This window comes from Mucilaginibacter pallidiroseus, assembly GCF_007846085.1.
Classification (GTDB): domain Bacteria; phylum Bacteroidota; class Bacteroidia; order Sphingobacteriales; family Sphingobacteriaceae; genus Mucilaginibacter; species Mucilaginibacter pallidiroseus.
In genome coordinates this window covers 662,826-687,001 of record NZ_VOEJ01000001.1, presented here as the reverse complement: position 1 = coordinate 687,001, position 24,176 = coordinate 662,826, and the positions used below count along the sequence as shown (strand labels likewise).

The 24,176-nt window shown below is 41.4% G+C and carries 23 protein-coding genes; 13 read left to right on the top strand and 10 right to left on the bottom strand.

What is annotated here, in order from left to right; translation table 11 throughout:
• Window positions 1–168 precede the first annotated feature (168 nt).
• Window positions 169–2,337, top strand: coding sequence for an FUSC family membrane protein (locus tag FPZ43_RS03060; RefSeq protein ID WP_146380366.1), 2,169 nt, complete (start codon window positions 169–171; stop codon window positions 2,335–2,337).
• A 61-nt stretch (window positions 2,338–2,398) separates the two neighbouring features.
• Here FPZ43_RS03060 and FPZ43_RS03055 read toward each other — a convergent pair whose 3' ends face one another.
• Window positions 2,399–3,574: a glycosyltransferase family 2 protein gene (locus FPZ43_RS03055; RefSeq protein WP_146380365.1), complete on the bottom strand. Its 1,176-nt coding sequence runs from the start codon at window positions 3,572–3,574 to the stop codon at window positions 2,399–2,401.
• Window positions 3,571–4,494 (bottom strand): glycosyltransferase family 2 protein, encoded by a 924-nt coding sequence (locus FPZ43_RS03050; RefSeq protein WP_146380364.1) that lies wholly within the window; start codon window positions 4,492–4,494, stop codon window positions 3,571–3,573. Before FPZ43_RS03050 ends, FPZ43_RS03055 begins: the two co-directional genes overlap by 4 nt.
• Window positions 4,495–4,570: 76 nt before the next feature.
• Here FPZ43_RS03050 and FPZ43_RS03045 point away from each other — a divergent pair, with 76 nt between their 5' ends.
• From FPZ43_RS03045 to FPZ43_RS03015, 7 genes are all read left to right on the top strand, one after another.
• Entirely contained in the window at window positions 4,571–5,068 is a 498-nt protein-coding gene (locus tag FPZ43_RS03045) for a hypothetical protein (protein ID WP_146380363.1), read from the top strand.
• An 8-nt stretch (window positions 5,069–5,076) separates the two neighbouring features.
• The gene (locus tag FPZ43_RS03040) at window positions 5,077–6,207 is read left to right on the top strand and encodes a fused response regulator/phosphatase (protein WP_146380362.1); all 1,131 of its coding nucleotides are present in this window, start codon (window positions 5,077–5,079) and stop codon (window positions 6,205–6,207) included.
• A 3-nt stretch (window positions 6,208–6,210) separates the two neighbouring features.
• Window positions 6,211–6,546, top strand: a complete 336-nt coding sequence (locus FPZ43_RS03035) for an STAS domain-containing protein (RefSeq protein ID WP_146380361.1) — start codon at window positions 6,211–6,213, stop codon at window positions 6,544–6,546.
• A gap of 2 nt (window positions 6,547–6,548) precedes the next feature.
• Entirely contained in the window at window positions 6,549–7,100 is a 552-nt protein-coding gene (locus FPZ43_RS03030; RefSeq protein ID WP_146380360.1) for an ATP-binding protein, read from the top strand.
• Window positions 7,097–8,251, top strand: coding sequence for an acyltransferase family protein (locus tag FPZ43_RS03025; protein ID WP_146380359.1), 1,155 nt, complete (start codon window positions 7,097–7,099; stop codon window positions 8,249–8,251). Before FPZ43_RS03030 ends, FPZ43_RS03025 begins: the two co-directional genes overlap by 4 nt.
• 38 nt (window positions 8,252–8,289) lie before the next feature.
• The gene (locus FPZ43_RS03020; protein WP_146380358.1) at window positions 8,290–8,763 is read left to right on the top strand and encodes a response regulator transcription factor; all 474 of its coding nucleotides are present in this window, start codon (window positions 8,290–8,292) and stop codon (window positions 8,761–8,763) included.
• Window positions 8,764–8,874: 111 nt separating this feature from the next.
• The gene (locus FPZ43_RS03015) at window positions 8,875–9,414 is read left to right on the top strand and encodes a DUF4199 domain-containing protein (protein WP_186461747.1); all 540 of its coding nucleotides are present in this window, start codon (window positions 8,875–8,877) and stop codon (window positions 9,412–9,414) included.
• A gap of 81 nt (window positions 9,415–9,495) precedes the next feature.
• Here the strand turns inward: FPZ43_RS03015 and rseP are convergent, their stop codons facing one another.
• From rseP to FPZ43_RS02985, 6 genes are all read right to left on the bottom strand, one after another.
• Window positions 9,496–10,827, bottom strand: a complete 1,332-nt coding sequence (gene rseP / locus FPZ43_RS03010; protein ID WP_146380356.1) for an RIP metalloprotease RseP — start codon at window positions 10,825–10,827, stop codon at window positions 9,496–9,498.
• Between the two features lie 27 nt (window positions 10,828–10,854).
• The gene (locus FPZ43_RS03005) at window positions 10,855–12,036 is read right to left on the bottom strand and encodes a 1-deoxy-D-xylulose-5-phosphate reductoisomerase (RefSeq protein WP_146380355.1); all 1,182 of its coding nucleotides are present in this window, start codon (window positions 12,034–12,036) and stop codon (window positions 10,855–10,857) included.
• A 10-nt stretch (window positions 12,037–12,046) separates the two neighbouring features.
• Complete coding sequence (locus FPZ43_RS03000; protein WP_146380354.1) at window positions 12,047–13,546, bottom strand: GH3 auxin-responsive promoter family protein; 1,500 nt, start codon at window positions 13,544–13,546, stop codon at window positions 12,047–12,049.
• A 2-nt stretch (window positions 13,547–13,548) separates the two neighbouring features.
• Window positions 13,549–14,277: a hypothetical protein gene (locus FPZ43_RS02995; protein WP_146380353.1), complete on the bottom strand. Its 729-nt coding sequence runs from the start codon at window positions 14,275–14,277 to the stop codon at window positions 13,549–13,551.
• 9 nt (window positions 14,278–14,286) lie between these two features.
• Window positions 14,287–15,255, bottom strand: a complete 969-nt coding sequence (locus tag FPZ43_RS02990; protein ID WP_146380352.1) for a glycosyltransferase — start codon at window positions 15,253–15,255, stop codon at window positions 14,287–14,289.
• A gap of 127 nt (window positions 15,256–15,382) precedes the next feature.
• Window positions 15,383–16,333 carry a glycosyltransferase family 2 protein gene (locus FPZ43_RS02985; protein ID WP_146380351.1) on the bottom strand — a complete coding sequence of 317 codons (951 nt, stop codon included), beginning with the start codon at window positions 16,331–16,333 and terminating at the stop codon, window positions 15,383–15,385.
• A gap of 368 nt (window positions 16,334–16,701) precedes the next feature.
• Between FPZ43_RS02985 and FPZ43_RS02980 the strand changes: the two genes are divergently transcribed.
• Window positions 16,702–17,463: an energy transducer TonB gene (locus FPZ43_RS02980; RefSeq protein ID WP_186461746.1), complete on the top strand. Its 762-nt coding sequence runs from the start codon at window positions 16,702–16,704 to the stop codon at window positions 17,461–17,463.
• Window positions 17,464–17,469: 6 nt separating this feature from the next.
• Here the strand turns inward: FPZ43_RS02980 and FPZ43_RS02975 are convergent, their stop codons facing one another.
• A complete protein-coding gene (locus FPZ43_RS02975) occupies window positions 17,470–18,969 on the bottom strand; it encodes a malate:quinone oxidoreductase (RefSeq protein ID WP_146380349.1) in 1,500 nt (499 codons plus the stop codon).
• A 262-nt stretch (window positions 18,970–19,231) separates the two neighbouring features.
• On the opposite strand from FPZ43_RS02975, the gene FPZ43_RS02970 reads away from it, so the two are divergent.
• Together FPZ43_RS02970 and FPZ43_RS02965 are read left to right on the top strand one after the other, a co-directional pair.
• The gene (locus FPZ43_RS02970) at window positions 19,232–19,762 is read left to right on the top strand and encodes a hypothetical protein (RefSeq protein ID WP_146380348.1); all 531 of its coding nucleotides are present in this window, start codon (window positions 19,232–19,234) and stop codon (window positions 19,760–19,762) included.
• A 266-nt stretch (window positions 19,763–20,028) separates the two neighbouring features.
• A complete protein-coding gene (locus FPZ43_RS02965) occupies window positions 20,029–21,039 on the top strand; it encodes a glutamine synthetase beta-grasp domain-containing protein (protein ID WP_146380347.1) in 1,011 nt (336 codons plus the stop codon).
• Between the two features lie 36 nt (window positions 21,040–21,075).
• Here the strand turns inward: FPZ43_RS02965 and FPZ43_RS02960 are convergent, their stop codons facing one another.
• Window positions 21,076–21,486 carry a gamma-glutamylcyclotransferase family protein gene (locus FPZ43_RS02960; protein ID WP_146380346.1) on the bottom strand — a complete coding sequence of 137 codons (411 nt, stop codon included), beginning with the start codon at window positions 21,484–21,486 and terminating at the stop codon, window positions 21,076–21,078.
• Window positions 21,487–21,603: 117 nt separating this feature from the next.
• Between FPZ43_RS02960 and FPZ43_RS02955 the strand changes: the two genes are divergently transcribed.
• Both FPZ43_RS02955 and FPZ43_RS02950 read left to right on the top strand, forming a co-directional pair.
• The gene (locus FPZ43_RS02955; protein ID WP_146380345.1) at window positions 21,604–22,962 is read left to right on the top strand and encodes a glutamine synthetase family protein; all 1,359 of its coding nucleotides are present in this window, start codon (window positions 21,604–21,606) and stop codon (window positions 22,960–22,962) included.
• 151 nt (window positions 22,963–23,113) lie between these two features.
• The gene (locus tag FPZ43_RS02950) at window positions 23,114–24,151 is read left to right on the top strand and encodes a hypothetical protein (protein WP_146380344.1); all 1,038 of its coding nucleotides are present in this window, start codon (window positions 23,114–23,116) and stop codon (window positions 24,149–24,151) included.
• Window positions 24,152–24,176: the final 25 nt, after the last annotated feature.

Sequence of the window (24,176 nt, the reverse complement as noted above, 5' to 3'; positions counted from 1 at the left end):
GCAATCAATGGCAACACCGGCGTGAATTTAAGTATCTAAAATTAAAATCGTCCTAAAAACTAAAAATTTATAATACTTAATACATTTCAATGCCAAAATTGTTACGGGTAAGCCTCCGCATTAAATTGCGTAGATTTGAACATTATTTTATAAGGAATACCAACGTAAATGAGTAACCGGCAGCGCGAAATAAAAAGCTTCTTTTTTAGTCAATACTTTTCTGACGGGTTGCGTATTTCTGCCGGAATACTGATACCTGCTTTGGGTATGATGCAATTGGGCCATTTCGACCTTGGCCTAACACTATCATTGGGTGCATTATGTATTTGTACAATTGATAGTCCGGGGCCGGCAACACACAAGCGTAACAGTATGGCCATTGGCTCGATATGCGTATTGCTGGTAGCAATTATTACGGGCTATGCCAGGATGAATGTGTATGCGTTAGGGTTGGAGATCACTGTATTTTCGTTCCTGTTTTCGATGTTCGTGGTTTATGGAAACAGGGCAGCAGCGGTAGGCACAGCGTCGTTATTGATAATGATATTTATGCTTGGTAAAGATGAGCCGGGAAACGAAATAATACCCTACTCTTTAACCATTTTTGCCGGCGGCGTATGGTATATGCTTTTTAGCCTTGTTTTTTTTGGGATAAGGCCCTATCGCGCTGCCCAGCAAACGCTTGCCGAGAACGTTACAGACATTGCCAGGTTTTTACGCATCAAGGCAGATTTTTACCGTCCAAATGTAGATCTGGATGAAAACTACCGCAAGTTGGTTTTACAGCAGATACAGGTAAGCAACCACCAGGATGCCGTACGCGAGCTATTATTTAAAAGCAGGTTGGTGGTAAAGGAGTCGACTTGGGCCAGCAGGATTTTGGTGCTCACGTTTATTGACCTGGTTGATATGTTTGAGCAAATAATGGCTACGCATTACGACTATTCGGAAATTCGCAAACGCTTTGTAGGGACGGGGATCATTACAGATATAGCAGATTTTCTTGACCTGCTTGCCGAAGATCTTGATAATATTGGATACGCCGTGTTGGCTAACGCCCGCCCTGAAAAGTTAAGCAATATTGAACCAGGCCTTGAAAAACTTAAAACCAAGATTGACGCGATAGGTAATGACCAAACTGTTGCAAGCAACATCGTGCTAAAAAAAATCCTGATTAACCTCCGCGAATTGGGTAAAAGCATCAACAACCTTTACAAATACTACCATTCAAAAGCGTCCGACGGGCTCTTAGATACAGATAGTCCCGAAGTTGAATACTCCAAATTTGTAAGCCACCAGGACTATGCACCGCACATTTTTTGGGATAACTTCACATTAAAGTCGGCCACGTTTAAACATGCTTTGCGCGTGGCGCTTGTTTGCCTTATTGGATTTATAACCGCTAAAAACTTTGCGCTTGGCGGACACAGTTATTGGGTACTGCTTACCATCATCGTAATTCTTAAACCTGGTTTTAGCTTGTCCAAACAGCGTAATTATCAACGTTTAATTGGAACAATAGGCGGGGGGCTTATAGGTATATTCATCTTAACCTTTATACCTAATAAAGATGTTCAGTTTGTTTTCCTGATCGTATTTATGTTAGGCACATATAGTTTTTTACGGCTAAACTACGTTGTGTCGGTAATATTCATGACCCCTTACGTACTTATTTTGTTCAAGTTCCTTGGGGTAGGCTTATTAAATGTGGCACAGGAGCGTATCATTGATACCATCATCGGCTCAACCATTGCATTTGTAGCCAGCTACGTGATTTTCCCTACCTGGGAGTTTGAGCAGGTGCAACAAAACATGAAGGCGGTGCTAACCGCAAATATAAATTACCTGCAAAAAATCGCTGAAAGCGTAGCAGGCAGGCTGGTAAGTGTTACTGAATATAAGCTTGCCAGAAAAGACGTTTTTGTAAACTCGGCCAACCTATCGGCTACGTTCGAGCGAATGACATCCGAGCCCAAAAGCAAGCAATATCACATCAAGGACATACACAAATTTGTGGTGCTTAACCACATCTTATCATCTTACACGGCTAACATGGCATCTGCACTCGTGCGCAATATGCCGCAACAACCACATGCCGATACGCAGAAACTAGTAAAGCGCAGTATCGCGGTATTAAAAGATACTGTTGCCAAAATTGACGATGTGATTGTAAGTACAGACGGCCCGCAAATTGAACCGCCAAAAACGGAACCTGTAAAGCCGCCATTTACCGAAGCGCAACCGACACCTGATGAAATGCTAATGAAAGAACAGCTCGGCTTCATCAATAAAATAACGGTAGATATCGCGAAAATTACGGAGACGATACTGAGGTAGGATCGTTTTTAGATGGCCGTAAGTTTAAATATTTACCCAACTACTAAGACCAACAACTATATCAAGCCCTACGTTGTGCTTTTTCCCAGACTGCACTTTGTTTTTTGGTGAAGTAGCGGATTATACCGGCCAGTACAGCGTAATTCATTACGCAGAAGTAGTAGGGGATAAAAAGTACTTTAACACGGAGCTGCCGTTTCTCTAAAATTAATCCTAAAAATGCCGATGCGTAAAACATAACTTGCCCAACAAGCAACAGCATGTATAGCCAGCTAAAGCTTTGCGCAATAATTAAAATATTCAACACAAAGGCCAGTATCATAAAAAAGGGCGTAACCGTCCATCGTAATACACGGTGACTAATGTACTGGAAGGAGAGAATAGGATATTTGAACGGCAGCAGCAAGCTCTTTAGCCATATTATTGATTGGATACCGCCGGCCGCTATCCGTATTTTACGTTTCAGCTCTTCAGTCACGTTTTCTGATGCTGTTTCAAGCGCATAAGCGTCGGGCTCGTAAATAATTCTGTAACCTTTATCAGCTATCAGCATGGAAATCATAAAGTCATCAAGAACGGTATTGGCAGGCACATCCTGGTACAGATTACGCCTTACGCTAAATAATTCTCCGGCGGCACCAACAACCGAGTAAAGTTCCGAATCCCATTTCTTTAGTGTCGATTCGTATTTCCAGTAAAAGCCTTCGCCTGCCGCACTCGCATCGGCATTTTCGTCAACCTGTACACGTTTTTCGCCGGCAACTGCGCCCACAGTCTTATCGGCATAATGCCTGCAAATGCGGGTAATAGCCTCCTTATTCAAGAAAGTGTTAGCATCTGTAAATACAACAACTTCAGTATCTACATTCTCCATAGCGCGGTGTACCGCGGCGATTTTACCGGCTCGCTCCGGTTTGTGTAATAGCTTAATTTCGGGGTGTTGCGCAATAACAGAGGGGGTACCGTCGGTAGAACCATCGGTAACAAATATGAAATCCAGCTTACCTTGCGGGTAGTCCAACTGCAGGCAATTGGCGATCTTTTGGTGCATATAAGCCTCCTCGTTATAGGCAGCCACAACAAGGGTACACGTTGGCAGTTGGTCGTCAATAATCGGTGGCAACGCAGGCTTACCCTTAACTGCTCGCTTTATCTTTATTATAAAATATAGCAAAATGCCGTAACCGGCGTATGTGTAAAAAGCAATAAAAAGGCTTATCCAAAAGGCAACTATCATTTAACTTTATTAGGGGTAAAACCAAGTTCGGTGCTGTGCTTGCTATGGGTAACGTTCCACCATATGGCCCGGAAAAGGATGCTTATAAATTCGGTTTTTCCTTCTTTAATATAGTTTACAATATTACGGGGCACCACCATCAGCATAAAATAAAAGTAAAACACCAGCGCCTTAAACGCAGGCGCATTATGCCTGATGAATAATATGCGGTTACGATTCATGAAGTACTCCTTAAAAGCACTTTTTTTACCAACCGTCATCGATTCTTTGTGGTAAATAACAGCATCGCCGCGCACCCAAGCCTGGTAGCCCGATTTGTTTATACGCTCGCCCCAATCAACCTCTTCGTAATAAATAAAAAAGTTATCGGCCATTAAGCCTGCCTTTGCGCAGGTTTCGCGCTTTACCATCATGGCGCCGCCATGGCAATAGCCAGTTTGGCCAAGCAAGTTATCATACTGCCCCTTGTCGGTTTCATTTTTGCCCACAGCGCGGTTGCGGCAGGTATAATAATCAACTTGGGTGAAGCCTACGTACTGTATAATGTTTTTATTAAAATGGTACATCAACTTGGGCGATATAATGCCAACATGGGGGTGCGTATCAAGTATATCCACGAGCTTCTGAACCAGCCCGGGTGTAAACTCGGTATCATTATTTACCAGGAAATAGTAGTCGCCCGTTGCATCGGCAATGCCCAAATTATTACCACCAGAGAAACCCAGGTTGCTTTCTGACCGTATAAACTTAACATCGGGAAATTTGGTAGTCCACTCGGGCACCGGGTTGTGCGTACTGCCATTGTCAACAACAATTGTTTCAATGTTAGCGTAAGTATTGGTTTCGGCTATGGATACTAAAAGTTCTTCGGTTATCTTGTCTTGATTGTAATTGATGGTAACTATCGAAACCTTATTCATTCCTTATTTTTTAAGATATGTTGTTTAACGGTATAATAATAACAAAAGTAACTCAATTTAAATAACGTTTACCCAATTGGATTATAAAGAACATGCAGATGAGGCCGCGCTGTTAGAGCAAAAGGCAGATGAGCTGGTAACGCTATTAAAGCAGGGTGTTATTAACCGCGACCGCGCAAAAGCTATTCAACGGAAAATCAACCAGGCAATTGATGAATCGCCCTCGGTAAGCTTGCAGGCATTTAAGGATATTGATACCGGGCAGGATAGGATGGATATGCTTAACAATTTTGAGTTTTTGCTTAACCAAACTCCGCTTGACAGCAAAATATCCAAAAAATATATTTTCCAGGAGCGATTGAGGAAATCATTAGTAGGCATCATTGGCACCTTGATGATAACGCTGGGTATGGCTATGATAATAATGCCAGCCCCGCCTTATTTTGAGATGTTTACCATTTATTATTTTAACCCAAATGATGGTATTACCTTAATGGATTTAATATCGTTGTTAATTGTGTTTACAGGCGTATATTTGCTGGTAACAGCCCTGATAAAAAAGCAGGACGACTAACAAATCCTATGCCGCCATCAAAAAAAATACTGCTGGTAGATGATAATCCGCTTGTGCTGGAGATGATGGCAAAGGCGCTAAGCAAAGAAGGGTTTAAGTGCCTGAAAGCAATATCGGCAAATGCAGCCATGTTGGTGCTTAAACAGCACACGCCAGACGTTATCCTGTCCGACTATCACATGCCCGATATTGATGGTTTTGCCTTTAGGCAGCTGCTAATTGATGAACCGGCATACCGCGATATTCCGTTCATGTTTTTAACATCCGAAGCAGATAACCAGGTTATGCTTGCCGGTGTAAACATGGAAGCCATTGATTATATATTAAAAGATACGCCGGTACCGGTTATAGTTACCAAGATCAATAACTTCCTTACAGCCGTTCACGAGCAGCATCAGCGCAGTGTACAGGAGCTTAGCAGGGCCGCTTCGGCCTTGAACCTGCACTCGGTACCAAAAGCGCTGCCCGTTGTAAAAGACTTCGAGGTGGATTTTTGGCACAAGCCATTTCAGGATTACCCCGGCGGCGATTTTATAGATTTTATAAAAGTAAGTGAGCGCTACACCTTCATTGTATTGGGCGATGTGATGGGCAAAAAATGGGGAGCATGGTTCTTTTCATTTGGCTACCTTAGCTACATTAGGGCCGCCGTACGCATTTGTATTGCCGAAGAAGATTTTTCGACCAAAAGCATCCTGCAGAAAATAAACAACGTGATTTTTCATGATCCGGTGGTTAGCGATGTACTATCCAGCCTTAGTTTGGTTTTGATAGATGCAGACACAGCCATGGTGACTTATTCCGGCGCCGGCGACTTACCATTATTGCACTATGATTGTAACAGCAAAAGCTTATCAAAGGTGCAATCATCTGGTATGCTGCTTGGCTTAATGCAGGACGGTAGCTTTGATGAACAAACCATTAACCTTAATGCAGGCGATAAGCTGTTTATGTTTACTGATGGCCTAATTGACTATGAAGATGCTGATGGAAAAAAAACGGACTACGCATTATTTGAAAGTGAATTGTCGCCATATTTAAGCAGACCATTTGCTGAATTTAAGCAAAGTGAATTTATAAGTAGTATAATCGCTGCACACATTGATGATTGCAGCCTTATTTATATAGAAAAAACTTAACTGATGACAATTATAGCAGATGTGCATAGCAATGCCGTAGTGGCCAACATACAACCAGCCGAAGCCAACCTTACTGTGGCCGACTCGTTTAAAACCGAATTGAACACCCTTGTGGATGAAGGTTATAAATATCTTGTTGTGAGTTTTGATAACGTTGTTTATGTAGACAGTTCCTTTTTGGGTGCCCTGGTATCCTCTTTGAAATATGCCATATCAAATAAGGCCGAAATTGTGCTAAGCGGTTTAAATAAGGACATCCAAAACCTTTTTGGATTGATACGGTTGGATAAGGCGTTTAAAATATATCCAACAACCACCGCAGCACTCTCAGCTCTTTAAAAATGGGCTCGTCATCCAGGGATTTTACTTTCAATAACACTGCAGACGCGCTTTATAAAAAAGTAGTTGAGATAACCGTGTATCTGGAGGAATGTGGTGTATCAGCCCGAGTTATCGATAATATCAAACCTGTGCTTGTTGAATTACTTACCAATGCTGTAAAGCATAGCGGTGCAATAAGTACGTTGATAAAAGTAGCTGTTGATGAAGACAATATTGTTATCAAAAAAATTGATTGGGGTACGCCTTTAATGCTTAACATACTGGGCAGGCAACTCCTATGGCCAATATCTGCCAACTTTAAAAAGGAAATTATTTCCATTTACAATGACTTCAATTGTACATTAAAAGCTAAATTGCAGGCAGGTAACAGGGTTTCATTTTTTGTTGAAGACTTTAATGACACCCACCAAATGCCGGATATTGGTAATGTTACAGAACATTTTGGTTTATTAATTATAACCAGTGTATGTACCAGTTTCGAGTATCACTACGATACTGCCGGCGCAAACAACAACTTTATCGCTACTATTAGCCGCCAACGTACCTTATGAGCGAAACGCCGACGGAAGTAAATCATAAAAAAAGTTACTTATACTTTGCCAATCTGGATGGCATTAGGGCAATAGCTGCATTGATGGTAGTTATATCGCATATTGAGTACCACAAGGTTGATTATGGTTTCCAACGTTTCGAGTTTTTAAATCTATCACATTTCGGAGGAATAGGGGTAACCATATTTTTTTCGCTAAGTGGTTTCCTGATAACCTATTTGTTGCTCGAAGAAAAGAAAAAGTTTAACGGTATAGGCATGCGCGATTTTTACACACGCCGCATATTACGCATCTGGCCGTTGTACTTCCTGGTGGTGTTGACCGGCTTTTTTATTTATCCGGCCCAAGGCTCAACCACTGGATTTTTAATGAGTGTGTTTTTTGTTCCCAGCCTTGCGTTTTGTATGCATATGTTACCGTCGATATTTGACCCAATATGGTCAATTGGTACCGAGGAGCAATTTTATATTTTCCATCCGCATATCTTTAAAATCAAAAAGCGAGAAAATATCCTTAAAGTGCTTATCATCATCTGCTTATCCATAATTGTGTTTGCCACTATTATACATAGTATGCCGGTGCGTAGCAAAGGATTTGAAGCGTTTAATAAGGTGCTTTATTATGCCCGTTTTGATAATATGATGATTGGTGCAATAGTTGCCTTGCTTTACTATAATACCAAATGGCCGGAGTTTACCTTTAGATACCAAAAGCTATTTAACGCATTGTTTAACAAGTATATGCAGTGGTTAATTATATTAGGCATTATCATGATTACATTGCTAGATGTTACGCATGGTATTCCAAGGGCCGATTTACCCTTGTCCATTTTATCGGCTTTATTAATTGCCAATTTGTGTGAAAGCCAAACAAGCGTGTTGTCATTTAAAGGCAGTGGCCTTAAGTTTATTGGCAAAATATCCTACGGGATATACCTCTTGCATAAGTACCCTTTGTTTTTGACTTTTTACCTGGTTAAGCGCTACCTGCCAGATGCCGGGCCTGTAAGCCAAAACCTGATCTTCTATTTCGGTAGTATGGTGCTTATCATTGCCCTGGCCACTGTTTCTTATTACGGTTACGAGCGTTATTTTCTGCGCCTAAAAACCCGCTTTCAAAAAATTTCTCAAAGCAAAGCAGCAACCGTTTAGCTTGAATTGCTATTTTTAAGTTATAAACCAATCTTGAAATGTCTACTACGTTGTTGATGCGTAACCGATCGCTTATCATATACGGCTTTTCGCTTGCGCTTCTAATGGTACTGCTGAAATGGCTGGAGTGGAAGTTTATTATTACTGATCATGCTGTTGAATTATATGCTGGTCTTATAGCCGCAGTGTTTTTAGGTGTGGGCGTATGGCTTACAAAAAAACTATCCAAACCAAAACAGCAAACCGTGTATGTTGACCGCGAAATTGTTGTAAGGCCAACTGACGACTTTGTATTTAACGATGCCGAGTTCAGCAGGCTTGGGCTTAGCAGGCGAGAGGTAGAGGTTCTTCAACTCATAGCTTCGGGTGCAAGCAATCAGCAGATTGCTGATGAACTTTATGTATCTGTCAATACAGTCAAAACACATACTTCGAGGTTGTTTGAAAAGCTAAATGTAAAGCGGCGAACGCAGGCAGTTGATATGGGGAAGAAACTCAGCATTATACCGTGAAGGTCTTAATACTTTTGTATTAAATCTCGCTTAATCAATAAAATCACCCTTTAGTATGAATGAATTTTTAAAGCGATAATTCACCTTTGAGGCATTAAATAATATTAAATGATGAAAAACAAACTATTGAAATTCGGGCTGATAAGCGGCGTTGTGGTTAGCGCCGGTATGCTTATTAATGTAACATTATGCTATCGGTCAAACAGTTTTGAGGGCGGTATGGTGCTGGGCTACACCTTCATGATTTTAGCATTGGCCATTATGTACCCATATGTCAAAAGCTATCGCGATGCCAACGGCGGTACAATCAGTTTCGGTATGGCATTTAAACAAGGGCTATATGTAGCTTTAATAGCATCAACCATGTACACGGCAGTATGGATGATATATTACTATACAGTAGTGCCCGACTTTATGAATAAGTTGGTTGCATACAACACCAAGCAAATACAGGAAAGCGGTAAATCTGCACAGGAAATAAAAGACAGCATAGCGGAGATGGAATCGTTCAAAGATATTTACCGTAGTCCGTTTAAAATAGCGTTGTTCACGTTCTTTGTGGAGATCTTTCCAATAGGCCTTATCGTTTCCTTAATCGTAGCGTTACTGTTAAAAAAGAACAATAAAGCTGAAGCGTTGACCACTGCCTAGAGACCTTAAAAAATCTTATATCAAACATAATGGCCGGAATTGAAAACTCCGGCCATTTCGTTATTCTTAATTTCTTATATACTATTTCTTGGTTATCTGCTTCACAATGTCATTACCAAATGCAAACACCATTAACGAAATCAGTAAAACGAAGCCAACTATCTGCGCACGTTCCAAAAACTTATCGCTTAGTGGTTTGCCTTTAATCATTTCAATAATCAGGAACAGGGTATGGCCACCATCCAAACCTGGGATTGGCAGAAGGTTTGTTAGCGCTAAAACCATTGATAGGAAACCTACAAGGCTCCAAAACCTAACCCAGTCTACACTGCTGCCAAACATTACTGCAATGCCTATAGGGCTTGATATTGCCTTGCGTGCCTTAACCTGACCGGTAAAAATCTTGGCTATGCCTTTGGCGTTATCTGTAAACATTCCCCACGCTTTAACGGCGCCAATTGGTAATGCCGCGAAAAAGTTGTAATGAACTGTTTTTAAATTAGGCAGTACCTCTTTGATAGGACGGGCGAAGCCAATGTGACCTTCCGCATCAACCTGGATAGGTCGGTTGAATACACTGTCGTTACGTTTCACTGAAAGTTGTACAGTTTTACCTTTATTAGCTTGTAGCTGCGTCTGTAACTGATCAAAAAACAAAGTTGGATTGTTATTTACAGCTACAATACTGTCACCCTTTTGAAGACCAGCTTTTTTAGACGCACCATAAACCGAATCGACACTGAATTTGTTACGTGGCGCCCTGCTAATAAACTCTTCAATACCAAGATCAGAAAGGTCATTCAGTATAGTAGGGGGTACCTTGATATCAAAGTTTTGGGTACCGCGCTGTACGGTTAATACAGTGTTATCCAATAATACTTTCGAGCTTGTAAGGTCTTCAAAACGCTCTACAGGTTTACCGTTAACAGCGGTGATCTTGTCCCCAACTTTAAGGCCCATACTACGGCCAATTGAGCCGGGTACAATACCGTATTTAATGCTGTTATTGGGCGTGTAGCTTTCGCCATACCTTATGGTAAGCATCCAAAAGATAAATATACCCACAATGATGTTGACAATAATACCGCCCAGCATCACTATTAAACGTTGCCATGCAGGTTTGGCCCTAAATTCCCAGGGTTGTGGCGGGCCGGCAAGTTGGTCGGTATCCATCGACTCATCTATCATGCCGGCAATTTTAACGTAGCCTCCAAGGGGCAGCCAGCCTATACCGTACTCTACACCTTTATAATTGAACTTAAAAAGGCTAACGCCCCATGCGTCGAAAAACAGGTAAAACTTCTCTACTTTTATCCCGAAAGCGCGGGCAGCCAAAAAGTGCCCAAACTCATGTAGTATCACTAAAATTGAAAGACCAAGTATTAATTGGCCGGCCATTATCAAAACGCTCATTCCGTTGTATCTCTTCTGTTAAGGTTATCAGTACACAGCCTTTAACGGCTTTTTTTGTATTAAATTTTGCGCAAATATGCGCGTTTGTTTATCGGTAGTCAAATAGTCGTCAAGTGTGGGTTGTGCTATATAAGCTATTTGTTGCATGCAAGTCTCAACAATATCGCTCATTTCTAAAAAGCCAACTTTGTTGTTTAAGAAAGCTTCAACCGCTATTTCATTTGCTGCATTAATTATGCATGGCATGTTGCCACCGCGCTGTAAGGCATCATACGCTAATTGAAGATTACGAAAGGTACCGGTATCTGGTTTTTCAAACGTCAAATTAGGATAATTTGTAAAATCGAAACGCTTAAAGTCGGTTTTTATTCGCTTTGGGTAGCTTAATGCATACTGTATAGGCAGTTTCATATCAGGCAAACCCATTTGTGCCTTGATGGATCCATCTTCGAATTGCACCATCGAATGGATGATTGATTGCGGATGCACAATCACATCAATTTGATCGACCTGCAAATCAAATAACCATTTCGCCTCAATTACCTCAAGCCCTTTATTCATTAAAGAGGCCGAGTCGATAGTAATCTTAGCACCCATTACCCAGTTAGGGTGTTTAAGCGCATGCTCGCGGGTAACGTTAGCCAGCTGTTCCAGAGTTTTACCCCTAAAAGGCCCGCCGGACGCGGTCAAAATAACTTTTTCTATTGGGTTATGCGACTCGCCTGCAATACATTGAAAAATGGCCGAGTGCTCACTATCTACCGGTAATATTTTTACGTTGTGCTCTTTTGCAAGGTTGGTTATCAGTTCGCCTGCAACAACCAGGGTTTCCTTGTTAGCCAATGCAATATCTTTCCCGGCTTTTATTGCATTTATCGTAGGTTCAACACCGGCAAAGCCCACCATTGCTGTCAATACAATATCGATCTCAGGTTGGGCTACGTATTCGCTAATTGCATCGTGACCGGCCAGCACTTTAACAGGCAGGTGTACCAAAGCGTCACGAACCTGCCGGTACTTGCTTTCGTCGCATATAATGGCATATTTCGGCAAAAATTCGGTAGCCTGCGCAATCAGTAGCTCGGCGTTTATGTTTACCGTAAGCATAAAAACGCTAAACAAGTCGGGGTTTTGCCTAACTACGTCTAATGTTTGCGTGCCTATGCTTCCGGAAGAGCCAAGAATGGCAATTTGCTTTTTATTATTCAAACCAGGTTATTCAATTAACAAATACTTTTAATCCGTCGGCTATTTTTCTGTCGTTTGATAACCTTGGCACTTTGTTTTGCCCGCCAAGTTTGCCCTGGCCACGCATATAGTTTATAAAAGTATCCTTTTTAAGACTTCTGACAATCAAAGGCTGCAAAATGTTACCCTCAATAAGGTCAAAATAGTAAATATTTTTTTGTTGCAATGCTTTGTCAACCTCAGCGGCAAACGTTGCCATATCTTGGGGCTCTTTACCAAACTCTATAAACCACTCATGGTAAGGTAATTGCCCTGCATCAGGTGTTACCTGTGGCGCAACCGTAAACTCAATTACGTCAACGCCATGTTTTGCGGCGACACTCATCAGCGCATGTTCCACTTCTTCGCCTATCACGTGCTCTCCAAAAGCAGATATATAATGCTTTATACGGCCCGTTACCACAATACGGTAAGGGTTTTTAGAAACAAATTTTACCGTATCGCCAATACTGTAACCCCATAGGCCGGCACTGGTGTTGAGTATCAAAGCATAGTTTTTATCAAGTTCCACATCCTTTAGGTTAATGCGGGTAGGGTTTTCGTTATAGTACTCGTCAGACGGAATAAACTCGTAAAAAATACCGGCATTCACCATCAATAGCAAGCCTTTTTCCTTTTGCGAATCTTGAAAAGCAATAAAGCCCTCAGATGCGGGGTAAGTTTCTATGGAATCGATCTTTGTGCCGATAACCTCCTCCATGCGTGAACGATATGGCTCGTAATTTACGCCACCGTGCACAAATAATTTAAAGTTTGGAAAGATGTCTTTTATCTTTTTGCCGCCACTTACGGCCGACAACCTATCGAAATACATTTGACACCATGGAGGTATGCCGGATATAAGGCGCATATCCTCGTTAACGGTTTCGTTGACAATGGCATCAATCTTTTCTTCCCAATCTTCAATGCAATTGGTTTGGTATGATGGCAGCCTATTTTTTTGGAGATAAGCAGGAACGTGGTGCGCAACAATACCAGATAGCCTGCCGGTGTTAATGCCAGCATTTTCGCTGAGCACCGGGCTGCCTTGCAAAAATATCATTTTGCCGTCTACAAAGTCGGCCTTACCTGTTTCGTGTATGTAGCTTAACAAAGCATTGCGTGCCGCTTTGATATGCTCGGGCATGCTTTCTTTTGAGATCGGAATATATTTTACCCCAGAAGTAGTTCCTGATGTTTTTGCTAAGTATGCCGGCTTGCCGGGCCACATTACATCTTCCTCGCCATTTACCACTCGGTCTATGTAGGGGCGCAAATCCTCATAATCACGAAGGGGAACATTCTTTTTAAAGTCCTCATAGTTGTTGATCGAGATAAAATCATGATCCTTGCCGAAGGCAGTAGGTATGGCAGCATCAACCAGGTTGGTAAAGGTTTTTTGCTGCAGGGCAACCGCATTGCTACGTATGCGGTTGAGTTGCCTGTTTACCAGGGCGGCAAATACTTTACTTAACGATGCTTTTAAACCCATAATTAGTTGGTTTCGGCAATATCATCATCAACATCCTGATGGCTGTAAATCAACTTGCGATAGGTAACCGCAAGTATAATATTTACAAAAGGATAGGTGAATAGAATAGTTAAGGATATTAACGGGTAATATTGAGCCAGCTTTGCAGGCAAGGCAATAAATAATATGATTATTGCAAGTATCGAAACTACCTTTAATAAATAACCACGCGTAAGTTCAAAGCTTTGCTTTAATGATTCAATGGGGCCGGAGGCATCATCAACTATAAACGTGTTAAAAAACATAATCCGCAAGGCCAGATATAAACCCAGTACACCGGCAACAACTTCAACTGCAAACTGAAGGTTTGGGCTTTGCTCCAGATAATCTACTAAAATACCCAGGTTTGTTACCAGGAATGCAAAGATGAATACCACCGCAAGATAACTCCACACCATTTTGGCTTTAGGTATTACCTGTATAAATTCGAAGTCGTAATACTCGCTGTCGATTACGGTAAAGATCAGTTTGTATAGGCCCAGGGTAGTATAGGCCTGCAACCATATCAATATGAACGATACGATCATGGAGCCAAGAAAATCTTCAGGAGAGTAAATAAAGCCGATGATAAGGCTGAGCACACCTAATAAAAAGAATGCAATAACGGAGTATACAATTATAGTTACAAAGTTCTTTCTGAAGATATTCCATGCAGCCGTAACGGTTTCTGCAACAGAAAATGGATGATACATACTACGCTTTTATGACCTTTTTAATATAACACGCTTCCAAAAATCCTGCATAAATCCTAATCCGTAAGCGGTAAGTTGGGTAACTGATGCTATAATGCTCAAAAATGCAATTTTTGCCGATTTGTTTTTATACAACGAATGAAAAAATATTAACAAACTGTAAACTACCAACACGATGTTACATAATGCTGAAATGCGCCAAGCCATTATGTTAGCAATAATGGTAAACAACAATCCCAATGTTGCTAATGCCGGGAAAAAATGCACAAGCTTCAATTGCGACGGAAAAAACTTATATATGTTGATACGTGCGCGTCCAAAAAAATGTAACTGCTTGTAAAATTTATAAAAGTCGGTACGGCGCTTGTGGTATACAATAGCATCAGGTATCAGCCCGATCTTAAATCCTGATGCGTGGATGCGAATGCTGTACTCAATATCTTCGCCCAAGCGGGTAATAACAAAACCGCCTACTTTTTCCCATACCTGCCTTGACACACCCATATTAAAGCTTCGCGGGTGAAACTGGCCAATAGCTTTTTTATTACCGCGTATGCCGCCGGTGGTAAAAGGGGAGGTCATGCTGTAACTTATAGCTTTTTGTACAGGCGTAAAGGATTGATGGGCACCATCCGGGCCGCCGTAGGCGTCAAGCCAATTTGCAGCTAAGGAGTTATTTACTATTTCAAGATAGTTCTCTGGTATTAAACAGTCCGAATCGAAAATGATAAAGTAATCCCCTTTGGCACGCTCAAACCCAAAGTTCCGAGTAAAACCCTGGCCTTCGTTTTGTTTTTCAAAATACTGCACATCAAGCGTACCGCTATAGCGCTTTACAATTTCTTCTGCACGATTAACCGACCCATCTTCAATAACCAAAACCTCAAAGTGCTTATAAATTTGCCGTGTGAGCGTATTAAGCAGTTCGTCAATCTCTTGCGGCCGGTTATATAAGGGGATTATTATAGAAAAAAACATTTTATAGATAGGCAGATGTCAGGTATGCAAATTCCAAATGTTTAATTAAACGTTTGCAAATATGCTGATGTACAAATTAAAAAAGTGCGATGTTTATAACTCGTCTACTATTCAAGCAACCTGCACGTCAAATAGTCTCCGCTATCTGATATTGATTTCGGTCGTTTGAACTGCGTGATACCAACTCGGCCACAAAGCCTGTGAGAAAAAGCTGCGAGCCCAAAATAATAGCTACCAAAGCAAGATAAAATAGTGGGCTGTCTGTTACATCACGATAATGCTCATTATGTGCAATGCGATATAGCTTTTCGCCTATCATCCAAATGGCAATGATGATACCTGTTAAAAAGCTAAGCGTACCCATCGAACCGAAAAAATGCATGGGACGTTTACCAAACTTGCCTACGAAAAATATCGACAGGAGATCTAAAAAACCGTTTATAAAACGCGACCAGCCAAATTTGGTTTTACCGTATTTACGTGCTCGGTGCTCAACCACCTGCTCACCAATCTGTGTAAATCCTGCCCACTTTGCCAGCACAGGTATGTAGCGATGCATCTCGCCATACACCTCGATGTTTTTTATAACAGCTTTGCGGTATGCTTTAAGCCCGCAATTAAAATCGTGTAAGTTATCAATGCCGCTCATTTTGCGAGTAGCGGCGTTAAAAAGTTTGGTAGGAATTGTTTTAGATAACGGGTCGTAACGCTTTGCCTTCCAGCCTGATATTAAATCGTATTTGTCATCCACTATACGGCTATACAACGCAGGAATTTCGTCCGGGCTATCTTGCAAGTCAGCATCCATGGTTATGATCACATTGCCCTCGGCAGCATCAAAACCAACGTTAAGCGCAGCCGATTTGCCATAGTTGCGACGGAACCTGATGCCTTTAATAAAAGGATTATTTTCCCTTAATTTACATATCATACCCCACGAGCCGTCCTTGCTGCCATCGTCAACCAAAACTATCTCATAGGTAAAATTATTCTCGTCCATTACACCGCTTATCCATGAGGTAAGTTCGGGTAATGATTCAACTTCATCGTAAAGTGGTACTACAACAGATATATCCATTTAACAGGCCGAGCCCTTTGTATTGGGCAATTGCAAAAATATAAAAAATAGGGAATGGTTTGCCTTACCGCGCACAAAGCTTTTGTTATTGCCGTAGCTTGGCTTTTTTTGTATATTACAGTGCCTTATTCAATTACTACTATATGCACCGCGCTACCAAATTTTTATTTAAACAATTGCTTTTTTTAACCTTGTTAACAGGCACCGTCAAAGCACAAATTACTTTACAGAAAAACGCTTTGGTTCCGGACAGCATTGCTTTTTACATGTTAAATGATTTTGCAATAGCTGAAAATGCAAATGTCGCAAAATTTGTACGTCTCATAACCAAAGGCGATTCAGGCTTATATAATATACAAGACTATTATATGGATTCACAGCCACGTCTCATCACAAAATCTTTAAACACAGACGGACTTTTACAGACGGGCGCTACCGGGCCCTGCATGGAATACTACCATAATGGAAAACGCAAAAGTATCAGAAATTATAATCGGGGTATACAAATTGAAGATGAATTAACCTATTACCCAAATGGCAAATTGTACACTATCAAAACCTATTTAAATAACGCTGTGTCGTTAAACACCTGTTACGATTCTTTAGGAGTTTTGATGGCAGAAAACGGAAACGGGAATTGGGTTGATTTCGATGATGAATTTTTAGTTAAAGAGGAAGGAATTGTTATTAACGGAAAAAAAGACGGTGTTTGGAGACATACGCACAATGTATCCGGAAACATTTACTATGATAACGGCGTTGAGAGCCACCCGGATATCGAAGCGAATTTTGTAGGTGGTCATAATAAATTAGACGCTTACCTTAACAGGGCCATAAAATTTAGATATCAGGGTAGCTACAATAACAAACACGGAAGGCTGATGATGACATTTCGTGTAGAAAAAGATGGCGCAATTACCAACGCCAAAATAATCAGGAATGTTGATCTTGAGTTTGATAAGATAGCGCTCGAATCATTACAAAGGATGCCGAAATGGTCACCAACCAAATTTCGCGGCCAGCCCGTGTCATCAATTGTTCCTCTAACTATTATGGTTAGCAACACAGGTTACAGCTCTGATTCTATACCTACGCAAAATACGTTTCCGGCGCGGAAAGTCAGCTTTTAAGCAACGCTATTGTAATCCAAGTGCTTTACTTGTCCTCGCTCTGGTTTCATCCGCCAGGGTCTCATTATCAGACAACGACCGCCCGAACGACGGGATCATTTGCTTGAACTTTTCCTGCCATGCATTTGACGAGCCTTGGGCTTTAAAGCAACGGCTTATCAGTTCGATCATGATAGGTACTGATGTTGATGCACCCGGGGAAGCACCTAACAAGGCAGATATGGAGCCATCTGCGCTGGTTACTACTTCAGTACCAAACTCAAGCACACCGGTACGCTTAGCATCTTTTTTGATGATCTGTACACGCTGGCCCGCAATATCCAGGTCCCAGTCCTCATTTTTAGCAGCAGGGAAGTATTCCTGCAAGGCCTTTAACCTATCAGCAGGCGATTGCATTACCTGGCCAATTAAATACTTGGTGAGAGCCATATTATCGCGACCAACAGCCAGTAGTGGCAATATATTGTTAGGCTTGATGGACTTAAATAAATCAAGCAATGAACCTTTTTTAAGGAAACGGGTAGAGAAACCGGCGTAAGGACCAAACAGCAAAGACTTTTTACCATCTATCATGCGGGTATCCAAATGCGGTACAGACATTGGCGGCGAACCTACCGAAGCTTTACCGTAAACTTTTGCATTGTGCTGCGCCACTACGGCAGGGTTATTACAAACCAGCCATTGCCCGCTTACCGGAAAACCACCAAAACCTTTGCTTTCCGGAATACCCGACTTTTGCAATAAGTGCAAAGCACCACCACCTGCGCCAACAAATACAAACTTTGCATTTAGCTTGCGCGTAGTGCCGTTAATTTTATCGCTTACTTTTATGCTCCAGGTATTTTCTTTATTGCGTTTTACGTCGTCAACCTCGTGGTTAAGGTGTAACGATACATTAGGTTTTTGTTTAAGTTTATCGATAAGGCTACGTGTAAGCGAACCGAAGTTAACATCGGTGCCTATATCCATAAACGTTGCCGATACTTTATCACCTTCGTTTCGGCCGTCCATAATAAGGGGTACCCACTGTTTTATTTGCGATTGGTCGTCAGAGTAAAGCATACCTTTAAAAAAGTGGTGCTTTACTAACGCCTCGTGGCGCTTTCTCAGGTATTCAACATTGTTGTCGCCCCACACAAAACTCATGTGCGGCGTTTTGTTTATAAAAGTCTGCGGCGGACCAACGTAATTTTGCTCAACTAAATAAGCCCAAAACTCTTTGCTTAGCTCAAACTGCTCGGCGATTTTAATAGCCTTGGTAATCTCTATAGTACCGTCTTTGCGTTGAGGCGTATAGTTAAGTTCGCAAAATGCTGAGTGTCCCGTGCCCGCATTGTTCATGGCGTCAGAGCTTTCGGCAGCAACAGTATCCAAACGCTCAAATATCTGTATGCTCATATCGGGCTGTAACTCCTTAAGCATCACACCAAGCGTGGCGCTCATTATACCTGCGCCAATTAAAACTACATCAACCGTCGAATCTGAAATATTGTTGCTATTGCTCATGATAACACCGAATGTGCTGACACACTCAAATAATTTGACTAATACTTGTAAACCCCAAAATACCCCGAATTTGTTTTAGGATAAATCAGACAATTTTAATGATTTTTCCGACAAAATGCTCTATCAAATTAAGTTTAAATACAATAATGGCATTTAATTTACCGCAGTATTATAAAATGCGCAAATCAAAAGCTGTGTGGCATCACCCATAAACACAAATAATTTTTGCTGCTGTTATAGTGGATAATTAAACGATCGAACTATGTATAAACACATTGTACTATACAGCTTTACCGGGTTGATCTTAATGATGCAGGCATGTAGCGGCAAAAAACAGCAGTCAACAGCCGATAGCATTACAAAAACGCCGGTAACCATAAATGGAAAGCGTGATAGTATTATTAATAATCCGCAGGATAAGTACGGAAAAGTGGCAACCATTCCCGACCCTTGCATTAAATGCATAATACAAGCGGCACAGCAAAGCAGCCAATTCAAATCGCTCAACATCGATGCAGCAGATAAGGATATTTTATATGTAGTTAACTGGGTTAAAGCGAGCGGCCTTCCCGATACCATACAAAACAAAGGCGCCACAAACGGTTTGCGGCTGGACATTGTGAAAAAGGGTCATAGAGAAAGAATGATAGCATCTTATATATATGATAACAGTTTAGCATTGCTTTTTATCTCGTTAGAAGCCGGCAAAAGCAAAACTGAAGTAACAATTGATCATTTACTTCTTAAAAGAATCCGAAATACATGCTATTGGGGAGTAGCATCAAGTAAATAGAACGCTAACGATCCATGTACTTATTATTTATACATCTCTAAATAACCATATATTTTAATAACGCATTAATAAGCCACAGTTATAATGCATGCATAGTAACTTTTATCAGATTTGAGTATTTGTAGGATGATTTATTGTTATTTTCTTTAAAAAATAATGTCAATACTATGAAATTTGTAAAATTAAATTAAATTCGCCTTTGTAAATTGAACTAATTGATCTTTTGAAGAGCTATTATTTAAACTAAAATTACAAAAAACATAGAAATGGCAACAAAACTGGAGTACATCTGGCTTGATGGTTACAAACCAACACAAAGCCTGCGTAGCAAAACAAAAATTGTAAAATCTTTTAGCGGCAATGTTGAAGAACTTGATAATTGGAGCTTTGATGGTTCATCAACCGAGCAGGCACCAGGCGGTTCATCAGATTGTATTCTTAAACCCGTATTTGCTTGCCCTGATCCTCAGCGCAAAGACGCATACCTTGTAATGTGCGAAGTTTTAGATTCAAAAGGCGAGCCTCATGAATCAAACGGTCGTGCGTTGATCCAGGATGATGATAACGATTTTTGGTTTGGATTTGAGCAGGAGTACTTCCTTTGGGATCCTCAAACAAACAAACCGCTTGGTTTCCCGGCAGGTGGTTACCCAGGTCCGCAAGGCCCATACTATTGCTCGGTAGGTGCTAACAATGCTTACGGTCGTGAGATAGTTGAAGAACACTTAGATGTTTGCCTTGAAGCAGGCTTAAACGTTGAAGGTATCAACGCTGAGGTTGCAGCAGGCCAATGGGAGTTCCAGATTTTTGCTAAAGGTGCTAAAGAGGCCGGCGACCAGATTTGGGTTGCACGTTACCTGCTTGAGCGCATTGGCGAGAAATACGGAGTATCAATTAACTGGCATTGCAAACCGTTGGGTCAGTTAGACTGGAACGGTTCTGGTATGCATGCAAACTTCTCAAACACATTGTTGCGTACTGCTAACAGCGAAGAAAAATTCAAAGCTGTATGTGAGGCTTTCCGCCCTGCAGTTGCTGAGTGTATTGCTGTTTACGGTGCCGACAACGATCAGCGCTTAACCGGTAAACACGAAACAGCATCAATCCACGATTTCAGCTACGGTGTATCTGACCGTGGTGCTTCTATCCGTATCCCGCTTTACGCAGTTGACCACAACTGGAGCGGTTACCTGGAAGATCGTCGTCCTAACTCTGCTGCAGATCCATACAAAGTAGCAGCAGTTATCATTAAAACTGTAAAATCAGCTAACGTTTAATTAGCAGATCAAGCATATCTAAAATCCTGCGGTGCATCAAGCATCGCGGGATTTTTTTTGCGCTAAATATTCGATATAATTTCCGGATACAATCGGGGTTAGGCCAGTTATGTCATGATCATAGATATACACCCAGGCTTTCACAATCACCTTGTCGGTTTCAATATCTTTCATTTCCCGCAGGTACAAAAAAGGTTCATCCTGCCCGGGGCCAAAGCCTTCGTAATCATCAACTATTTTCAAAGCCACTTCGTCAACCTCATAAACATTGCCTTGTACCAAAGCGACTGTTGGTGAATTCATGATCAATCCGGGGTATTCGCCAATGTCGTACAATGCACCCCTGATTGTACCATGCGTTACAAAACAGGAATGTTGCCTTAGTTGCCTTACAATGTCGTTATCAGCTAATAGTAACGTGCCATATACAAAAAGCAGGTGTTGCATAGTTGAATGTACAAAACATTGTGTTAACCAAACCAGGTGTTTACGATTTAGGCTTTGGCCAAGGTGGCACAATAAAATAAATTCTTTTAACTTGCCTTATCGTAATATCTAAACCATATGAATCAGGAGCAAGTACTCTCATATATAAAAGAGAACAACATACAGAAAGTAAAATTTGCTTTCGCTGACATCGACGGGGTTTTGCGCGGTAAGGTTATCAGCCGCAAAAAGTTAATTGATGGGATGGATGCCGGTTACGGCTTTTGTGATGTAGTTTTTGGATGGGATAGCAATGATGTAACATATGATAATGTTGAGCTAACCGGCTGGCACAGTGGCTACCCTGATAAGCTTTGTTATATCGACCTGGCCACATTCCGTACTATTCCATGGCAGGATGATATTCCGTTTTTCCTGGCAGACTTTACCGGCCCAAATGGTGCAACAGTAGCTGCCGATCCTCGCAGCCTACTTAAAACAATTATTGCCCAATGTAAGGATATGGGCTTCCATGCTGAGTTTGCGCAAGAGTTTGAGTGGTTTAACTTTAAGGAGACGCCGCAAAGCCTGCAGCAAAAGGGTTTTGCCAATCTTGAACCTTTGAGCCCTGGCATGTTCGGTTACTCTATACTCCGTACATCCCAACACAGTGATTTCTATTACAATCTGTTTAACCTGCTTACGAAATTTAATATTCCTGTAGAAGGTATCCATACAGAAACGGGACCCGGTGTTTACGAAGCTGCAATAATGCACGACGAAACATTGGCAGCTGCAGACAAAGCTGTACTTTTTAAAACAGCCGTAAAAGAGATTGCAGCCAAGCATGGCATAACGGCTACCTTTATGGCAAAGTGGAATCAAGAGCTACCGGGTTGCAGCGGCCATGTGCACCAAAGCCTGTGGACGAAAGATCTTTCAAAAAATCTTTTTTACGATGCTGCGGATGTTAACAAAATGAGCGAATTGCATAAGCAATATTTAGCGGGGCAACTGTATTGTTTGCCGCATTTACTGCCTATGTACGCGCCAACCATAAATAGCTACAAACGTTTGGTAGAAGGTGCATGGGCGCCAACTACCATAACCTGGGGAGTAGAAAATCGTACTACAGCATTAAGGGTGATTAATACGAATGAAGGTTATACTCGGTTGGAAACGCGCATCCCGGGTTCCGATACAAACCCATATCTGGCTATTGCAGCCGCTTTAGCATCGGGGCTTTACGGCATTAAAAATAAACTCACACTTGATATTGAGCCAACAAAAGGCAACGGTTATGCCAACAAAGCCAACGGCGTTTTACACAAAAACTTGTTTGATGCCGCAACAGCAATGCAAAACTCGGCAATAGCAAAGGAGCTTTTCGGCGAGGGCTTTGTAAAACACTTTACCCAAACCCGCCTTTGGGAGCACCGCCAATATGCCAAGAGTGTAAGCGACTGGGAATTGAAAAGGTACTTTGAAATTATATAACCGTGATTTAGCAGATTTTTAGGATTAATGGTATGTGACCACTTTTATCAGCTTAATCCTGGTTATCTTTACCCGCCAATAAATTTAAATCAAGTGCGAAACGGGCTAATCAAAATCCTTAAATCGTACCAATCAGCTTAATCCTGGTTAAATGGACTTTCATCTTATTATAAAATCGGCCTGGGAAGGTTACGATAATTCAAAGGTTATAGAAACCATTGAAGACATTAGTGCAATGGTGTCTACCAACCATGTGTACCGTATAACTTTTGACGACGATGACATCATCATAGCTAAACTTTCGTTTTTCGGGAAGTTTGAGCACTTTAAAGAAGATCATCGCATTATACAGGCACTGTCAAACAACCTGCTATACCCGTTTGAAAACCTGCTTTCGAAATCATTGCTCAAGAACAACCGTGTATACATTTACCGTTATAAACAAGGTAAGGACGACGCCTGGGTGGTTTTTTATAACCCTACCCGAATGATGGAGAGGTTGCCCCGCCGGCTGGACGATGATATGATCAGGAAGCTTGGCTCACAGTTGGGCAAATTTCATAAAGCATGTTCACGGGTAAAAAACGTATTGCCAAAATCGTCAAAAACTTTGCGTACAGATATATATGACCTGCAACGGCAGATAGAAAAAGACGAGCGCAAATTTGGTACTGCCATGCAGGTTGATTTCCTGAAATACCATTGCGAGCAATTTCTTAAAAACCGCTCGAGGTATAACATGAGCGAGTTTGAGATTATACCAGTTTTTATTGATTGGAACATTGGTAACTTTTCGGTAACGCCCGATCTCGATCTTTTTTCGCGTTGGGATTATGACTGGTTTAGGATGAGCTACAGGCTGCTAGACTTTTATTTTTTCAGCAGGGTAGTATCAGACGCAGGCGACCGTACCGTATTCAGTTACGTAATTGGGCCGATGATGGAGGACCGCTTTATAACGTTTTTAAAGGAATATCATAGCGTAAACCCTGTTACAGCCGACGAAATACGCTTTTTGAAGGATGCTTATCGCTTTTTTATCCTTAACTATGTAATTAAAGATGGCAAATACTTTTTTAGCGAACAATACGCCAAAAAACTGCAGGCCGAGGCATTTGAAATTTACTTGCCATCTGTCGACAGGGACTTTGATGCCGAGAAAATCATAAAAGCACTGGGATTAGTATAGTACATTGAAGATCCAAAGAAGGTAA

Bases quoted from the DNA above. Each gene is read 5' to 3' on its own strand.
- FPZ43_RS03060 (WP_146380366.1), top strand. From the start codon at position 169: ATGAGTAACCGGCAGCGCGAAATAAAAAGCTTCTTTTTTAGTCAATAC.
- FPZ43_RS03055 (WP_146380365.1), bottom strand. From the start codon at position 3,574: ATGATAGTTGCCTTTTGGATAAGCCTTTTTATTGCTTTTTACACATAC.
- FPZ43_RS03050 (WP_146380364.1), bottom strand. From the start codon at position 4,494: ATGAATAAGGTTTCGATAGTTACCATCAATTACAATCAAGACAAGATA.
- FPZ43_RS03040 (WP_146380362.1), top strand. From the start codon at position 5,077: ATGCCGCCATCAAAAAAAATACTGCTGGTAGATGATAATCCGCTTGTG.
- FPZ43_RS03035 (WP_146380361.1), top strand. From the start codon at position 6,211: ATGACAATTATAGCAGATGTGCATAGCAATGCCGTAGTGGCCAACATA.
- FPZ43_RS03030 (WP_146380360.1), top strand. From the start codon at position 6,549: ATGGGCTCGTCATCCAGGGATTTTACTTTCAATAACACTGCAGACGCG.
- FPZ43_RS03025 (WP_146380359.1), top strand. From the start codon at position 7,097: ATGAGCGAAACGCCGACGGAAGTAAATCATAAAAAAAGTTACTTATAC.
- FPZ43_RS03020 (WP_146380358.1), top strand. From the start codon at position 8,290: ATGTCTACTACGTTGTTGATGCGTAACCGATCGCTTATCATATACGGC.
- FPZ43_RS03015 (WP_186461747.1), top strand. From the start codon at position 8,875: ATGAAAAACAAACTATTGAAATTCGGGCTGATAAGCGGCGTTGTGGTT.
- rseP (WP_146380356.1), bottom strand. From the start codon at position 10,827: ATGAGCGTTTTGATAATGGCCGGCCAATTAATACTTGGTCTTTCAATT.
- FPZ43_RS03000 (WP_146380354.1), bottom strand. From the start codon at position 13,546: ATGGGTTTAAAAGCATCGTTAAGTAAAGTATTTGCCGCCCTGGTAAAC.
- FPZ43_RS02995 (WP_146380353.1), bottom strand. From the start codon at position 14,277: ATGTATCATCCATTTTCTGTTGCAGAAACCGTTACGGCTGCATGGAAT.
- FPZ43_RS02990 (WP_146380352.1), bottom strand. From the start codon at position 15,255: ATGTTTTTTTCTATAATAATCCCCTTATATAACCGGCCGCAAGAGATT.
- FPZ43_RS02985 (WP_146380351.1), bottom strand. From the start codon at position 16,333: ATGGATATATCTGTTGTAGTACCACTTTACGATGAAGTTGAATCATTA.
- FPZ43_RS02980 (WP_186461746.1), top strand. From the start codon at position 16,702: ATGGATTCACAGCCACGTCTCATCACAAAATCTTTAAACACAGACGGA.
- FPZ43_RS02975 (WP_146380349.1), bottom strand. From the start codon at position 18,969: ATGAGCAATAGCAACAATATTTCAGATTCGACGGTTGATGTAGTTTTA.
- FPZ43_RS02970 (WP_146380348.1), top strand. From the start codon at position 19,232: ATGTATAAACACATTGTACTATACAGCTTTACCGGGTTGATCTTAATG.
- FPZ43_RS02965 (WP_146380347.1), top strand. From the start codon at position 20,029: ATGGCAACAAAACTGGAGTACATCTGGCTTGATGGTTACAAACCAACA.
- FPZ43_RS02960 (WP_146380346.1), bottom strand. From the start codon at position 21,486: ATGCAACACCTGCTTTTTGTATATGGCACGTTACTATTAGCTGATAAC.
- FPZ43_RS02955 (WP_146380345.1), top strand. From the start codon at position 21,604: ATGAATCAGGAGCAAGTACTCTCATATATAAAAGAGAACAACATACAG.
- FPZ43_RS02950 (WP_146380344.1), top strand. From the start codon at position 23,114: ATGGACTTTCATCTTATTATAAAATCGGCCTGGGAAGGTTACGATAAT.